The organism is Stenotrophomonas sp. 364 (assembly GCF_009832905.1).
Lineage (GTDB): Bacteria > Pseudomonadota > Gammaproteobacteria > Xanthomonadales > Xanthomonadaceae > Stenotrophomonas > Stenotrophomonas maltophilia_AP.
Window position 1 is genome coordinate 1114460 of the sequence record NZ_CP047135.1, and the last position, 14700, is coordinate 1129159.

Below are 14700 nucleotides of genomic sequence, written 5' to 3' on the forward strand. Positions count from 1 at the left end.
GTCAGGTGGCCCTGCTGCGGACCTTCGCGATCTCACGCCTCTTCTGGGCATCCGGGGCTGCGTAGCTTGCATCGAGACGGCGTTTGAGGCTTTTCAGGACGACCCGGCGGGCGGATACCAGCGCGGGATCGGCCACGACCAGTGCATCGAGCCACGCCAGCGATGCGGCCACGGGCGCGCCGCGGAGGGCGTAAAGCGCGACCGCCTTCAGATGTGCGATGGAGGTTGCACCCCATGCCTTCACGGCCGTTTCGTACAGCGCATGCTGGAGCGTCGCATCGATCGGCACACTGTCCTCGAACGACAGCTGCATGTTCAACGCACCCAGCGCACTCCACGGCGCTGCGTCCGCGTTGCTCGTGTGCCAGTCGGCACGCTCGCAGTAGGCAAGCAGTTCAGTGATGGCGTCGCGCGTGCGTACTGCTTCAAGCATCCCGATGGCGAAGCTGGCCATCGCCGGATCCGCCAACAGGGGGCGCAGTCCGGCAACGCCGTCGCGCGCGTATGCCGCACAGGCGGTCGCCCATCGACCGAACGGCACCACGCGACGGCCATCCGGCAGCAGACCGTCGTCCAGCCACCCGTGCAGCACGCTCAAGCGCTCGATCTCCGCCGCACCCTCGGTGCCGTGGACCCGGGCGAAGGCAATCAAGTGCTCCACCTCCAGCGCACCGCCGTAAGCGGCTGGCGCGCTGCCCTTGGCCGCCTTCTGCGCCAGTACGTTGAACTTCACCGGCGCTCGGCCGCGGCGGTGTCGCTGCCGTCTGCCGCCGTATCCACCTTCACCACCACCGACATGCCCGGGCGCAGCCGCTTGGCCAGCGGCTGGTCCGGGTCGATGGAGATGCGGATGGGAAGGCGCTGCACCACCTTGGTGAAGTTGCCGCTGGCGTTGTCCGGGCGCAGCACGCTGAACTCCGAGCCCGTCGCAGGGGCGATCTGCTCGATGTGCCCGTGCAGCTTTTCACCGTCGAAGGCGTCCACCTTGAACGAGGCGGGCTGGCCGATGCGCATCTTCCAGGTCTGTCCTTCCTTGAAGTTGGCCACCACCCACAGCGTGTCCGGCACCAGGAACAGCAGCTGCGAGCCGGCCGTGACGTATTGGCCCAGTCGCACCGAGGCTTCGCTGATCTGGCCGTCGCGCGGGGCGTGGATGATGGTGTTGGCCAGGTCGATCCGGGTCAGTTCCAGCTGTGCCTGCGCGGTTTCCACGCGGGCCTCCAGACTCTTGCGTGCCACCTGGGTGGAGGTCAGTGTTTCCTCGGCGATGCGGATCTGCGCCTGCGACTGCAGCACGGCCGCCTGCGCCGATTGCGCTCCAGTGCGCAGCTTGTCGCGGTCGCTGAGCGCCACCAGCTGCTGCGCGGCGAGTGCTTCATAGCGCTTGAGCTCGGTGCGCGACCGCGCCAGTTCCGATTGGCCGGCGACAAGGTTGGCCTGTGCCGCACCGATCTGCGCACGGTTCTGCGCCTGTGCCTGGTCGGAGTTGGCCAGCGCAGCCTTGGCACTGTCCAGGTCGGCCTGGGCCTGGGCCACCTTTTCTTTGTAGATGCGGTCGTCGATGCGGACCAGCGGATCGCCCTGTTTGACGTGCTGGAAGTCCTTGACCAGCACCTCGGTGACATAGCCATTGACCTGCGGCGCCAGCACGGTGATCTGGCCGCGCACGTAGGCGTTGTCGGTGCTCACCCGGGTGCTGTCGAACGGCCACAGCGACCATGCGCGCAGGATCAGCGCGATGCCCAGCAGCGCAATCACAATCATGATCACCACGCTGCGGGTGCTGGGCTTGAGGTACTTGGGCGCGCTCGGCGGCGGCACCGTGCCTGCTGCGGCCGCGCTGCCGGCGGGCGCGGCATCGGTCGGCGGCGCCGGGTTGACGTTCTCGGGTGCGCTGTCGTCGCGGGGCGGGGGTGTGGGCATGGGGGGACTCATCGGGGCGGTGCGGGCAGCGGCGCCGCGACTGGAGGGGAGGGGTGGCGTTTGCGCCACTGCTTGAGGACGGCGGTACGCACCGACAGCAGCAGCAACCAGCCCAGGAAGCCCAGCGCGACCATGCCGCTGAGCCGGAACACATCATTGAAGGCGCGCACGTTGGCTTCGCGGCGGGCGGTCAACGCCAGCTGCGCCATGCCCTGCGCGCTGCGCTGCACCGGGTCGGTGATCACCCCGGCATAGAGCTGCTGTTGTTGTTTCAGGCGCTGCGCGACCACGCCATCGGCCGGGTCGAGCTGGCTGACCAGTGCCGTGGAATACAGCTGCTCGCGGTGCAGCTGGTAGGTGCCCAGCACCGCCGAACCGGCCAGCCCACCCAGGGTCTGGGTGATCGACAGGGTGACCAGGAAGGTGATCATGTGGTCCACGCCCTGCTTCAATGCCTGGGTGATGCCGAGCATGATCAACGGCCCCATGAACATGCCGGCGCCGACCGACGCCAGGAACTGGCTGGCGAAGAAATCGTGCGGGCGGTCCAGGCTGGTGCGGCCCTGGTCGAGCAGGGCGGCGCTGCCCAGAAGCAGAATGGCCATCAGCAGCTGGGCGATGATGCGCTTGGGGCCGAAGGTGAGCGATGCCGCTGCGATGCCGGTGATCACGCCGGCCAGGATCACCCCGAACAGCGGGCGCATCTGGTCCGGCCCCATGCCCAGCTGGCGCATCAACCCGACCACGCCATACGACTGTTCGGTGGTGAGGAAGCGGATCAGGAACGCGCCGACGATGAAGTGCAGCACCGGCAGGCTGGCCAGCCACCGCGTCTGCAGCAGCGGGTTGCGCCGGTAGTGTTCGAGAATGAAGCCGGCGGTGGCCAGCGTGATGGAAGCCACCAGCGCCCAGCCCAGCCACGGCGTATCCAGCCACCAGCGCACGTAGCCCTGGGCCAGCACCACCACCAGCAGGCCCACTGCCGGGGCGAGCAGGGCGAAGGTGAGGAAGTCCAACGGCTCGAACGCCTTGATCTGCACGCCCGGCGGCAGCTTCAGCACCACCACCGCCGCGAACGCGCACAGGGCCAGGCCGGCCTCGAACAGGTACAGAGTGTGCCACTGGCCGGTGTCCACCAGCCCCGGCGACACCAGCCAGGCGATCGGCACGGCCAGCTGCGAGATGCCCACCCCGATCACCAGCAGGTTGCCGGTGTATTTGCGCGGCAGCGACTGCAGCATGTACAGCGTGCCCAGGGTGCTGCAGGCGGCGCCGGCGAAGCCGCTGGCCGCGCGGGTCAGCACGGTGGTTTCATAGCTGCCCACGAACAGATGCAGCACCGCCAGCGCGGCATACAGGCCCAGGCCGATTTCGGCGAACAGGCGGATGCCGTACTGCTGGCGGAACTTGAAGGCGAGGAGGTTGGCGGTGACATTGACCATCGCATAGGCGGCCACCAGCCAGCTGCCCTGCGCCGGGGTCAGGCCGAGCTGGCCCTGCATGAAGGGCAGGTTGGCGGTGACCAGCGCATTGCCCAGGCCGCCGGTGATGCCCACCAGCAGCGCTACGGCGGCATAGGCCACGCGCCGGTGCCAGGGATGCCACGGCATCGACGCCGAGCCGGGCAGGGTCGGCTTCTCGTGGTCTTCCCAGTCCGGGATCGGTTTGAGGTACTGCGCCATCAGCCCTCCGCGTCGACGGGTCCCTGCAGTCCGGTACGCAGCAACTGCAGGGCGCGCGCCACCAGCCTGGCCCGCTCTTCGCGGGATTTGCCACGCAGCGCGGCTCCCAGCATGCCTGAGATCAGTGAAATGTCTGTCACCTGCAGGTCGGCACGGCACAGGCCGGCGGCGATCGCGCGCTGGATCGGCGCTTCCAGCAAGCCCCAGATGGTGTGCCGGGCGGCCTTGATGGCCGGGTCATCGGGGTCCACCGCGCGCCAGTAGTCCGACAGCGCAGGCGACTGCACGATGCGCGCGGCCATGCCTTCGAGCACTTCGAACAACGCATCATCGCGCTCGCCCAGGCTCTGCACCTGGCGGTTGATGCGGGCAACCGTCCGCTGCAGCAGTGCCTCCACCAGTGCGGTGCGGTCGGGGAAATTGCGGTACAGGGTGGCGCGGCCGACCTGCGCGCGTTCGACCACCAGGTCGAGCGGGGCAGTGACGCCATGCTGCCCGAACACCGCATCGGCGGCATCCAGGATGAGGGCGCGGCGGGCAGCCGCATCGGCACGTTGGGAGGTCATGGGACATTTTCGGACGGAAATGTCCGCAACGGAAGGGGCCGCCGCAACGGAAGTGGGACAGCGTGTGGAAAGGTCTGCGCCGCGTGAAGCCGCCGGTGCAGGCGAACGTGCACGCGATGGCGGTATCAGGTCACAGCACGACCGGGCGGTACTGCAGGATCCGGTCGGCGATCTCCGTCGCGGACAGGTCGTCGTGGAAGATGTAGTTCACCGCATTCGGATCGAGCACGGTCTCGACCAGCTGCTGGATGTCGGCATCGGTGTCCTGTTCGGTGCCCGGGGCGGCCTGGATGCGCGCGATGAGGGCAACCAGCGCGTCGCGGTGCAGGCGTGAAGCGGCAGGGAAGGCGTTGGTCATCGGTTCAATGGCATCAGCGGGAGGCGGGGGCACCGTGGCAACCATAGCGTGCTTCGCGGATCGGCAGGTTGACCACCGCGGCGATGGCGGCCAGCGCGATGTCGGCGTACCACATCCACAGGTAGTTGCCGGAATGGGCCAGAGCCACGCCACCCAGCCAGGCGCCGAAGAAGCCGCCGAGCTGGTGCGAGAGCAGGGTCAGGCCGAACAGGGTGCCCAGGTAGCGTGGCCCGAACAGCTTGCCGACCAGGCCGGCGGTGGGCGGGACGGTGGCCAGCCAGGTGAAGCCGAGCGCGGCGGAAAACACGTAGAAGGTGGTCGGGGTGGGCGGGGCGACCAGGTACACGCCGATCATCACCGCGCGGCTGGCGTACATCCAGAACAGCAGGTACTTCATGCGGTAGCGCTGGCCGAGCGCGCCGACGATGAGGCTGCCGGCGATGTTGAACAGGCCGATCAGCGCGATGGAGGCGGAGGCGACGGTGGGCGACAGTCCGCACAGGGCGATTTCGCCGGGCAGGTGGGTGACCAGGAAGGCGATGTGCAGGCCGCAGGTGAAGAAGCCCAGGTGCAGGCACCAGTAGCTGCGGTCGCGCACGGCCAGGCGCAGTTGTGCGCGCAGGCCGCCGTCGTCATCGATGCCGGCGCCGGCGGCATGGTCGCCGGGACGGCGGCGCAGGGGCCAGGCCAGGGGCAGGGAGAGCAGGGTGATGGCGGCCATGGTGAACATGGCGCGGGCCCAGCCGGCGCTGCTGATGATCCACTGTACGAGCGGGGCGAACACGAACTGGCCCAGTGAGCCGCCCGCGTTGATGAGGCCGGCGGCGAAGGAGCGTTTTTCAGCGGGCAGGCGGTGCGCGGTGGCGCCGATCAGTACCGAGAAGCTGCCGGCGCCGGCACCGGCGGCCATGAGCAGGCCGAGGCTGAAGCTGAGGCCGAGCGGGCTGGTGAGGTAGGGGGCCAGCAGGAGGCCGATGGCGAGCAGGACGCAGCCGAACAGGAGTACGGGGAGCGCGCCACGCTGGTCGGCCACGGCGCCGAACACGGGTTGTACGGCGCCCCAGACGAACTGGCCGATGGCGAGGGCGAAGCTTATTTCAACAATGCTGACGCCGGTGCTGCGGTGGATGGGGTCGAGGTAGAGGCCGCTGGTCTGGCGCACGCCCATGGTGACCATGAGGATGGCGGAGGCGGCGACGAGCAGGCCCCAGTGAATGGTCGGTGCGCGCGGGGCGGCGGTCGGGGCGGTCATGCGGGGGTTCCCTCCGTCAGGGCATGGTCGAGCTGGTCGAGGAGGGTGTTGAGCTGCGCGGTGGGGCGCGTGCCGAAGGTGTTTTCGATGTGCGTCTGGGCACGCTGCCAGAGCGGGCGGGCGCGGCGCAGGATGGCTTTGCCGGTGGGGGTGATGGCGATGAGGCGTTGGCGTGCGTCGTGGCCGCGGTATTCCTGGAGCCAGCCGGCGAGGAGGAGGGGTTTGAGGTTGCGGGTGAGGGTGGTGCGGTCCATGCCGAGGGCGTCGGCGAGGTCGCCAAGCTGTCGGGGGGTGGGGGCGCGGCGCAGGATGGAGTAGGCGTTGAGGCTGAGTCCGGCGGGCGCGAGGTGGCTGTCGTAGATCTGCGAGAGCTGGCGCGAGGCGCGGCGCAGGCGAAAGCAGGTGCACGGGCTGGCGGTGGTGGGGTCCATTAGGGCGCGCCGGGTAGTCTGGCTGGATCATACGTGCATATGCACGTAAAAGGTCAAGTGGCAGGGCCAGGGCAGGAGCCGAAGCCGAAGCCGAAGCGGTTTGCTGGGGGCCTGTGGTTGGCGTGAATGGGTGGCGGGTACGCGGTTCCAGGACACGCCGTGAACCCATCCATGGGGGCTCGTGGGCGCCATCCATGGCGCCCAACGGTCCTGGAACCGCGTACCCGCCACCCATCTCACAGAACGCGCGCGTGCTGGCAAACAGCTGGGTATCGCGGCCTTTGTTTGCTGCGACGCTCGCATTGGTTATCGGAGCGGCCGTTGCTCTAGTAGTTGCTCTCGCTGTTGATCTTGTTGTTGTTGATCTTGTTGTTGTTGCAGTTGATGTTGCCGTTGGTTTTTCCACGGGCACCAACCAACTGTCGAGGGTGGGGGTCTGTGGGTTCACGGGACCCTGAGCGCCATGGATGGCGCGACGGAGCTTACAGGGGTGAGGGCGCATTGCTTGCGAGGCACTGTCTCGCATGCGTCCGAACGCACAGCCGCCAGCGGCTGGGCCGGGCCGCGGAGCGGGACTTGCAGCGTGTCCCGTGAACCCACACACCCCCGCCCAGCTTGGTAGTAAACGGAAATGGCGCTGTTGGCTTGGAGAAAAAAAGGGGGCCTTTCGGCCCCCTCAGGGTGATCAAACGACCCCAGTCGCAAAGCGTGTTTTAGAAGAAGGCGCGGATGCCGAAGGCGACGCCGCGGCCCGGCAGGGGGGAGTAGTCGCGCAGCAGCGAGGTGTGCGGGCGTACTTCCTGGTTGGTCAGGTTGCTGCCGTCCAGGAAGACCTCGTAACTGTTGCTGTCGTTGCGGTCCCAGCGGTAGGCCAGGTGTGCGTCCACCAGCGTGTAGCCCTTGCTCGGATCCTCGTTCTGCGCCACATCCTTCTGGCTGCTGTAGCGCACCGCGCCCACCGATGCCCGCCAGCCGTCACGCGACCAACGCAGGTCCGCGCCCACGCGGCCCGGGGCGATCCGCGGCAGGTAACCGGTGTTGGCCAGGGCCACGCTGTAATTGTGGTTGTGGTCGCCGTGCGGCACGGCGATGTCCACGTTGCGGCTGCCACTGCCGTCCAGCTCCGCCTTCACATAGTCGCCGAACACCCGCAGATCCCAGTCGCCTGCGTTGCCCTCGAACAGATGGAACAGGGCTTCGGCCTCGGCTCCCTTGAAGGTTGCGTCCTGCTGGGTCCATAGGCGGACCGGCAGCGATTCGACCACGCCGGTGTCGGCCAGGTAGATGAAGTCCTTGAACTTGGTCTGGTAGATCGAGGCGGAGAAGTCGACGCGGTCGCTGTGGGTGTGGATGCCCAGCTCGACGCGCTGGCCGCGTTCGGTTTTCAGGTTTGCATCACCGATTTCCAGCGAGCGGGTGGCGATGTGCGCGCCGGCCGCGTAGAGCTCTTCGTTGGTCGGGGCGCGCTCGGAGCTGTCGATGCCGAAGCGCAGATCCACGGCGTCGTTGAGGGTCCAGATGCCGGCCGCGGAGAGATTGGTGGCGTCGAACTTGCGGGCGCGGTAATCACCGGTCGGGTCCAGCTTGACCTGGTCATGGCGACCGCCGAGTTCGAGCTTGAACGGACCGAACTGCTTCTCCTGCAGCACGAACAGGCCGATGTTCTTCGTCCCGGTATCGGGCACGAAGGCTTCCTCGCCCTTGGCACCGAAGTCGCTGTTGCCGAACTGCAGGCCGAAGGCGCCGTCCCAGCCGCCGATCTGTTCCTGCACGGCTTCCAGGCGACCTTCGATGCCACGGTTGGTGAAGCGCGTGGCCGGCGTGCCGGCTTCCAGTTCGGTGTGCTCGTAGTCGGTGTAGGCCGTACGCAGGTTGATGTTCTTCAGGAACGAGGTCGGCTGGTAAATGCCGCCCTTGGCTTCGAAGCGGTTCTGCACCATGTCGATGCGGACGTCGTGCTCGTCGCCTTCTTCTTCGTCGCCATGGTCGTGATCGTGGTCATGATCATGGTCGTCGTCGGCGTGCACGTGCGCGCCGTTGGGAATGCCGTAGTTGGTGCGGTAGGTGCTGGCGGACACGCCGAAGTAGCCGTCATCGCCCAGCCAGGTGGCGCCGACGCCGCCGGCGCGGGTGCGGATCGAACTGTTGTCCAGGCGGCCGCGGCGCGGTTCGTCTGTGTCGCCTTCGGCGTGGTCGTGGCCGCTGTGGTCTTCCAGGCCATCGATCACCGCGTAGCCGGGAATGCGGTAGTCATCGCCGTTGCGGACCAGGCCGTCGACATGCAGCACGACGTTGCCGCTGACACCGTCCAGGCGGAACATGCCGCTGCGTTCGTCGTTCACCGAATTGCCGCGCAGTTCGGCGCGACCACTCAGCGGACGATCCGGCAGTTCGCGGGCGATGCGGCCGTCGACCACATTGACCGCGCCGCCGATAGCGCCGCTGCCGAACAGCAGCGTGGCCGGGCCCTTCAGCACTTCGATCTGGTCGGCCAGGAACGGCTCGATGCTGGTGGCATGGTCGGCGCTGACCGTGGAGGCATCCATGTTGCCCATGCCATTGGACAGCACCGCCACGCGCGGGCCTTCCTGGCCGCGGATGATCGGGCGGCCTACGCCGGGGCCGAAGAAGGTGCTCTGCACGCCGGGCAGCTTGGCCACGGTGTCGCCGAGGGTGCCGGCCTTCTGCTCGTCCAGGCGCTCACCGGCCAGTACGTCCACCGGGCGGGCCAGCGATTCAGCATCGCCCTGCAGCGGCGAGGCGGTGACCTTCACGGTGGACAGCTCGGTCAGGTGGCCGTCGCGGTGGCTGTCGGGGGCGTCCGCCGCCAGTGCCAGCGACGGCAGCAACGCGGCGGCAAGTGCCAGGGACAGGGCGTGGGGTGTGAGCAGGAGGGAGCTGGAGCGCATAGGGCAAGGGCCTTCGGTCAATTGTTACAATATATCAATGGTGGGGCGCGCGAATCCCGTCAATGGGACGGGGTAGGGCAAGTCAGGGGGAGGCAAGGGTGCGCGTCAGGATTGATGTTATATTATTCCATAACGCTTCGCCGACCCTGCTGGAAGTCATGCCCCTGTTCGCTCGTGTTCGCCATCTGCTGGATCGTTTCGGTGCCACCGGCTCGTTGCTGTGCGCCGTGCATTGCGCTGTGTTGCCGGTGCTGCTGGCGGCTGCGCCGTCGTTGGGGCTGTCGGTCTGGATGGGCGACGGCGTGGAGCTGGCACTGGTGAGCTTTGTCACCCTGCTGGGCCTGTTCAGCCTGGTCTGGGGCTGGCGCCGGCACGGCGCGCTGCGCGCGCTGGCCTTTCTGATCCCGGGCCTGACCGCGCTGTGGGCGGGGTTGCTGTACGACCCGCTGCACCATTCAGCCGTGCCGCATGCGGTGGTGATGACCCTGGGTGGCGTGCTGGTGGGCGTTGCGCACCTGGTCAACCTGCGGCTGAACCACGGCCACGTCCACGACGCCAGCTGTGCTCATTGAGAGCGCGCATGGTAGGCTTCCAGATCGTGCGCGGGGGCGCCTGAGAGGGCGGCCCCGCCGAACCCGTGTCAGTGCGGGGTAATCAGAATCAGGTTTCAGACTAAGGAGTTGACGACATGGGTAAGGGTGACCGCAAGACCGCCAAGGGCAAGCGTTTCAACGCCAGCTACGGCAATTCGCGCTCGCACGTGGTGAGCAAGGTGGCCGTGGGTGCAGCTGCGCCGGTCGCCAAGAAGACCGTTGCCAAGGCACCGGCGAAGAAGGCCGTTGCCAAGAAGGCTGTCGCCAAGACCGGTTGATCCCGCCTGGCGGGTCGAAGAAAACGCGGCGCTTGCGCCGCGTTTTTTTTATGCGTCAACCAAACACCTCGCCTCACGCGCGGTGTCCGGATCAGCGCAGTGCCGGCAACAACCGCTCGGGATCCCCATCGTTGGGCGCCGCTGGAACGCCCAGCAGGCGCGCCAGCAGCGGGTACACGTCGACGTTGTCGAAGCCTTCGATGGTCTGGCCCTGCTTGAACGACGGGCCGCGGGCGATGAACACCGCGCGCATCGACGGCAGGGCGTTGTCGTACCCATGCGAACCGCGGGTGCCGGGCGCGCGCGCGGCCACGCTGGCGCGGCTGAGCGCGTTCCAGCCCTCGTGCATCTGGCACACGATCGGGGGAATGCGCGGGTTGGAGCCGTAGTGCCAGCGCGCCGGCAGCGTCTGCCGGGTCCAGCAGTCGTACTGCGCGTGTGCACCCAACAGCACCTTTTCGGCCTCACGGCGCTTGCCCGGCAAGGGCGCAAACCCCACCGACTGCCCCATCGAGACATCGGTGGCAATGGTCGGGTCGACCATGTCTTCAATCGCGATGGTCTGGCCGTCGGGCACGGTGGCCATGCCATGGTCGGACACCACGATCACGTTGGTGCTGGCGTCCAGCCCGCGCGATTGCAGGCCGTCCAGCAGCCGGCCGATGGCAGCGTCGACCTCGCCGATCGCAGCGGCATACTCGGGCGAATCGGGGCCATGGTCGTGGCCGGCGTGGTCGACCTGTTCCATGTACAACGTGACCAACCGCGGCGCATCGGCGTCGGTCTGGCCGACCCAGCCCAGCACCTGGTCCACCCGGGCGGGCAACGGCACGCTCGCATCGTAGGTGCGCCACTGGCTCGGGCGTACGCCCTGGATGGCGGCTTCGCTGCCGGGCCAGGACAACGTGGCGGTGCGCACCCCGGCATTCTCCGCGCCCACCCAGATCGGCTCGCCGCCCCACCAGCGGGCATCGGTCACTGCCTCGCGCTTGCTCAGACGGAAACTGCCCAGCGCGTCCTCGTGCATGCTGTTGTGGATGATGCCGTGGTGGTCCGGACGCAGCCCGGTGACCAGGGTGTAGTGGTTGGGGAAGGTCAGTGACGGATACGACGGGGTCATCCAGCGCGCACGCACGCCCCCGTCGACAAGGCGCGACAGGTTGGGGGTGATGCCGCGGTCGAGCATGTCCGCACGCAGGCCGTCGATGGACACCAGCAGCAGCTTCGGCGCGGCGGGCGTGGCGACCGGCGCGCTGCCGGCCGTCGGGGAGTCGGAAGGAACGCTGGCACAGCTGGTCAACGCGAGGGTGGCGGCAAGCGCCAACGAAAGGCGGACGGAAGTCATCCGGTCATGATAGTCCGGCGGGGTGACGCGGCGAAGACAGCCGATGGCACGGTCAGGGCGCGTGCGCGGTGTGCGCCGCGTGCGGGATCAGGCGAACAGCGCGCCGGTATGCGCTTCCAGTTGCAGCAGTGCGGCCTTGGTCGGCAGCCCGCCGCCGAAGCCGGTGAGTGCGCCGCTGCTGCCGATCACCCGGTGGCAGGGCAGTACGATCGGCAGCGGGTTACGGCCGTTGGCGGCACCGACCGCGCGGCTGGCGGTCGGGTGGCCGATGTGGCGGGCCAGTTCCACGTAGCTCCAGGTCTGGCCAAACGGAATGTCGGCCAGCGCCTTCCACACGCGCAGCTGGAATTCGGTGCCCTGCGGTGCCAACGGCAATTCGAAACGCTGGCGGTCACCGTGCAGGTATTGCAGCAATTGGGTGCGCGCATCGCGCAGCGCATCGGCGTCGTGCTGCCAGTGCGCGCGGCCCTTCGCGTCGTAGCGGTTGTTCTCGAACAGGATGTGGTGGATGCCCAGGCTGTCACCGGCCACGGTCAGGGCCCCGATCGGGCTGTCGAAAGTGTCGTACAAGAGGGTCATGGGCTCACTCCAGAGGTGGGGCGGACAGGTGCCACAGATGCAGCACGGCATAGGCGCGCCACGGTCGCCAGGCCTGCGAGCGCGCTTCGGTGGCGCGTTCGGTCAGGCGTATCCCGTCGCCCAGAACCTGCTGCAGGACCAGGTCACCGGCGGGGAAGGCATCGGGAAGCGCCAGTGCGCGCAATGCCATGTAATGCGCGGTCCACGGCCCGATCCCGGGCAAGGCCACGCAGCGTTCAACGAAGCTCTCCAAGCGTTGGCCGGCGCTGAAATCCAGGCGGCCTTCGGCCACGGCGAGGGCCACGGCGCGCACGGTGGCGGCGCGCGTTTTCGGCAGCCCGATGCTCTCCAACGGCGCCTCGGCCAGCGCCTGCGGGGTCGGGAACTGGCGGTCCAGGCCGGCGGGCATGCCGTCCAGCTCTTGCCCGAACCGATCCACCACGCGGCGCGCCAGAGTCGTGGCCGCGGCCACGCTGACCTGCTGGCCGAGCACCGCGCGCACCGCCACTTCGAACCCATCCCAGCCACCGGGCACGCGCAGCCCCGGCCGCAGGGCGATGCCGCGCGCAAGCAGCGGGTCCTGCGCCAGGGTGGTGTGCACGATGCGCAGGTCGGCATCGAGATCGAAGATGCGGCGCACCCGGCGCACGATCCCGGGGATGGCGCGCGGGTCGACCTGGCCCAGTTGCAGGCGCAGTTCGGACCGCCTGGGGTCGGCGGTGACCCGCAGCATGCTGGGCCGCTCGGGCGGTCCGATGACGCGCTGGTAGCTGTCCGCGTCGATGCATTCGATGCCGGGAATCGAGCGTCGGCGCAGGAAGCCGAGCATCGCGTCGAAATCCAGCGGCGGCCGATAGCCCAGGCGCAGGGTCAGCGCGCCCTCATCGAGGGCCCCGCGCTGGCGGCGGATGGCGGTGGGCGGCATGCCACAGCCGTCCACGAACGCGGCGTTGAAGCGGCGCAGGCTGTTGTAACCGGCGGCCATCGCCACGTCGGTCACCGGCAGCGCGGTCTCGGTCAGCAACTGCTTGGCCAGCAGCAGGCGGCGGGTGGCATGGATCTGCGCCGGCGCCGCGCCCAGGCGCGCCACGAACAGGCGCTGCAGTTGTCGCGCGCTCAGGCCCAGCCGGGTGGCCAGCGCCGGTACTGCGGCGTCCTGCAGGTAGCCATCGTGGATCAGCGCCAACGCGCGCTGCAGTGTTTCGTTGCTGAGCGCGTCCTGGGCCTCCGGCGCCAGTTCCGGGCGGCAGCGCAGGCACGGGCGGAAGCCGGCAGCCGCAGCCGCGGCGGCAGTGGGGTAGTAGTCCACGTTACGCGGCTTCGGCGGGGGCGCCGGGCACACCGGCCGGCAGTAGATGCCGGTGCTGCGCACGGCGGTGAAGAACACCCCGTCAAAGCGCGCATCGCGGGCGAGGCGGGCGCTTTCGCAGGCGGCGTAGTCCAAGGGCAGGGCGGTGTCCATGGGGGCCAGTCTATGCTCGGCGGCCGCGCCCGGCTCGCCATTTTCGGACAGCAATGCGCACGCCGGCCGCTCTGGTTCAGGGCAGGTTCCCGCGCCGACGGTCGCGCGCACTAGACTGTGCGTTCACGCGCCGCTGCGCGCGCTCCTTCGTACGGATACCGGGTCGTTCATGTTGCTCAAGTCGTGGTGGTTGCCCCTGTTGTGCCTGGGTCTGGCCGGTTGCAGCCAGCTGGAGAATCCCGGCAACGTCACCGCCGCCGACAAGGCGGTGCGCGCGCAGACCGCCGATGGCGACCACATGGTGTCGTTCAATGCCGCCGATGCGCCCGCACCGGCACCGTTGCCACCCAAGCGCGGCGACCAGGGCTGGGGCGAGGCGGCGCTGGAGAACGGCAAGGCGTGGGTAAGCTGCGACACCGATTACGCCGGCGAAGGCGGCGATGGCCTGGCGCTGGAGAGCCTGGATCGCGCCAGCATCGACGCCGCGCTGGCACCGTGCGTGGAGCGCGGGCTGGTGCGGGTGCGCTACGTGGGCAAGATCAACCCCGGCTTCTCCGAGCTGGTGGCGCGGTTGGCGATGGTGGCCGACGCGCAACGCATCTCCAAGCGCGTGCTGGACCTGGATTCCAGCGGCGGCCAGGTGGAAGCGGCGATCGTGGCCGGCGACCGCATCGGCGAATCCAACTGGACCATCTGGATCCGCGAAGGCTCGGTCTGCCACAGCGCCTGCGTGTTCGTGCTGGCCGCCGGCGACAACCGCCTGGTGGCCGGCAAGGTTGGCATCCATCGGATGATGCGGATCAGTTCCAAGGCCACCTCGCGCGCCGAACTCAACCGCGAGCTCCATGAGGTCTACGACAACGTCAAGGATTACCTGCAGCGCAACGGCGTGGCGGTGGGCGTGGCCGACCTGATGATGACCGTGCCCAACCGCAGCCTGCGCCTGCTGACCAGCGACGAGCTGCGCCAGTTCGGGCTCGATGGCACCAACGCGGTGCAGGACGACCTGGAGCGGATCAAGCAGATGCGCAAGTGCGGCGATGATTTCGTGCGGCGCAAGGACGCGTTCCTGATCGCCTTCGACCAGACCTGCAAGCGCGAAGGCGCCGAATTGGAAACCGTCAACAGCTGCGGGCAGACGCTCAAGCAGCGCTACGGATTCCCCGATGCCACCTGCCCGGACGAGAGCCCGCTGTCGGAAATCGACGTGTCCACGTTGCTGCCGTCCAGCGTTGCACCCGGCCAGGACGCGCCGGCCGAGCGTACCGCCAGCGACGTCGGCCAGCCCTCGCCGGAAACCGCCGAGCGCAACTGACGAACCA

General features: G+C 68.4%; 14 protein-coding genes. 3 read left to right on the forward strand and 11 right to left on the reverse strand.

Annotated elements, in window-relative coordinates:
- Position 1 precedes the first annotated feature (1 nt).
- The 8 genes from GQ674_RS05195 to GQ674_RS05230 all read right to left on the reverse strand — a co-directional run bounded on the left by GQ674_RS05195 (position 2) and on the right by GQ674_RS05230 (position 9121).
- Positions 2–733 (reverse strand): hypothetical protein, encoded by a 732-nt coding sequence (locus GQ674_RS05195; protein WP_159496239.1) that lies wholly within the window; start codon positions 731–733, stop codon positions 2–4.
- Complete coding sequence (locus GQ674_RS05200; RefSeq protein ID WP_159496240.1) at positions 730–1923, reverse strand: HlyD family secretion protein; 1194 nt, start codon at positions 1921–1923, stop codon at positions 730–732. The genes GQ674_RS05195 and GQ674_RS05200 overlap by 4 nt, the downstream gene beginning before the upstream one ends.
- A gap of 8 nt (positions 1924–1931) precedes the next feature.
- Positions 1932–3608: an MFS transporter gene (locus tag GQ674_RS05205; RefSeq protein WP_159499244.1), complete on the reverse strand. Its 1677-nt coding sequence runs from the start codon at positions 3606–3608 to the stop codon at positions 1932–1934.
- Positions 3605–4171, reverse strand: coding sequence for a TetR/AcrR family transcriptional regulator (locus GQ674_RS05210; protein ID WP_159496241.1), 567 nt, complete (start codon positions 4169–4171; stop codon positions 3605–3607). The genes GQ674_RS05205 and GQ674_RS05210 overlap by 4 nt, the downstream gene beginning before the upstream one ends.
- Positions 4172–4301: 130 nt before the next feature.
- A complete protein-coding gene (locus tag GQ674_RS05215; protein ID WP_201290220.1) occupies positions 4302–4529 on the reverse strand; it encodes a hypothetical protein in 228 nt (75 codons plus the stop codon).
- A 13-nt stretch (positions 4530–4542) separates the two neighbouring features.
- Positions 4543–5781: an MFS transporter gene (locus GQ674_RS05220; RefSeq protein ID WP_159496242.1), complete on the reverse strand. Its 1239-nt coding sequence runs from the start codon at positions 5779–5781 to the stop codon at positions 4543–4545.
- Positions 5778–6212, reverse strand: a complete 435-nt coding sequence (locus tag GQ674_RS05225; protein WP_159496243.1) for a MarR family winged helix-turn-helix transcriptional regulator — start codon at positions 6210–6212, stop codon at positions 5778–5780. Before GQ674_RS05225 ends, GQ674_RS05220 begins: the two co-directional genes overlap by 4 nt.
- Before the next feature lie 713 nt (positions 6213–6925).
- Positions 6926–9121, reverse strand: coding sequence for a TonB-dependent receptor (locus GQ674_RS05230; protein ID WP_159496244.1), 2196 nt, complete (start codon positions 9119–9121; stop codon positions 6926–6928).
- Between the two features lie 158 nt (positions 9122–9279).
- Here GQ674_RS05230 and GQ674_RS05235 point away from each other — a divergent pair, with 158 nt between their 5' ends.
- Together GQ674_RS05235 and GQ674_RS05240 are read left to right on the forward strand one after the other, a co-directional pair.
- Positions 9280–9693 (forward strand): MerC domain-containing protein, encoded by a 414-nt coding sequence (locus tag GQ674_RS05235; RefSeq protein ID WP_038689545.1) that lies wholly within the window; start codon positions 9280–9282, stop codon positions 9691–9693.
- Between the two features lie 116 nt (positions 9694–9809).
- On the forward strand, positions 9810–9992 hold the full coding sequence (locus tag GQ674_RS05240) for a 30S ribosomal protein THX (RefSeq protein WP_159496245.1): 183 nt from the start codon (positions 9810–9812) through the stop codon (positions 9990–9992).
- A 91-nt stretch (positions 9993–10083) separates the two neighbouring features.
- Here the strand turns inward: GQ674_RS05240 and GQ674_RS05245 are convergent, their stop codons facing one another.
- The 3 genes from GQ674_RS05245 to GQ674_RS05255 form a co-directional block, all read right to left on the reverse strand.
- On the reverse strand, positions 10084–11337 hold the full coding sequence (locus tag GQ674_RS05245) for an ectonucleotide pyrophosphatase/phosphodiesterase (RefSeq protein WP_159496246.1): 1254 nt from the start codon (positions 11335–11337) through the stop codon (positions 10084–10086).
- Between the two features lie 87 nt (positions 11338–11424).
- A complete protein-coding gene (locus tag GQ674_RS05250) occupies positions 11425–11916 on the reverse strand; it encodes a methylated-DNA--[protein]-cysteine S-methyltransferase (RefSeq protein ID WP_159496247.1) in 492 nt (163 codons plus the stop codon).
- A 4-nt stretch (positions 11917–11920) separates the two neighbouring features.
- Positions 11921–13378: a DNA-3-methyladenine glycosylase 2 gene (locus GQ674_RS05255; RefSeq protein ID WP_159496248.1), complete on the reverse strand. Its 1458-nt coding sequence runs from the start codon at positions 13376–13378 to the stop codon at positions 11921–11923.
- Between the two features lie 172 nt (positions 13379–13550).
- Between GQ674_RS05255 and GQ674_RS05260 the strand changes: the two genes are divergently transcribed.
- On the forward strand, positions 13551–14693 hold the full coding sequence (locus GQ674_RS05260) for a hypothetical protein (RefSeq protein WP_201290259.1): 1143 nt from the start codon (positions 13551–13553) through the stop codon (positions 14691–14693).
- The last annotated feature ends 7 nt before the right edge of the window (positions 14694–14700 follow it).

Bases quoted from the DNA above. Each gene is read 5' to 3' on its own strand.
- GQ674_RS05250 (WP_159496247.1), bottom strand. From the start codon at position 11,916: ATGACCCTCTTGTACGACACTTTCGACAGCCCGATCGGGGCCCTGACC.
- GQ674_RS05235 (WP_038689545.1), top strand. From the start codon at position 9,280: ATGCCCCTGTTCGCTCGTGTTCGCCATCTGCTGGATCGTTTCGGTGCC.
- GQ674_RS05240 (WP_159496245.1), top strand. From the start codon at position 9,810: ATGGGTAAGGGTGACCGCAAGACCGCCAAGGGCAAGCGTTTCAACGCC.
- GQ674_RS05200 (WP_159496240.1), bottom strand. From the start codon at position 1,923: ATGCCCACACCCCCGCCCCGCGACGACAGCGCACCCGAGAACGTCAAC.
- GQ674_RS05220 (WP_159496242.1), bottom strand. From the start codon at position 5,781: ATGACCGCCCCGACCGCCGCCCCGCGCGCACCGACCATTCACTGGGGC.
- GQ674_RS05215 (WP_201290220.1), bottom strand. From the start codon at position 4,529: ATGACCAACGCCTTCCCTGCCGCTTCACGCCTGCACCGCGACGCGCTG.
- GQ674_RS05225 (WP_159496243.1), bottom strand. From the start codon at position 6,212: ATGGACCCCACCACCGCCAGCCCGTGCACCTGCTTTCGCCTGCGCCGC.
- GQ674_RS05210 (WP_159496241.1), bottom strand. From the start codon at position 4,171: ATGACCTCCCAACGTGCCGATGCGGCTGCCCGCCGCGCCCTCATCCTG.
- GQ674_RS05255 (WP_159496248.1), bottom strand. From the start codon at position 13,378: ATGGACACCGCCCTGCCCTTGGACTACGCCGCCTGCGAAAGCGCCCGC.
- GQ674_RS05245 (WP_159496246.1), bottom strand. From the start codon at position 11,337: ATGACTTCCGTCCGCCTTTCGTTGGCGCTTGCCGCCACCCTCGCGTTG.
- GQ674_RS05230 (WP_159496244.1), bottom strand. From the start codon at position 9,121: ATGCGCTCCAGCTCCCTCCTGCTCACACCCCACGCCCTGTCCCTGGCA.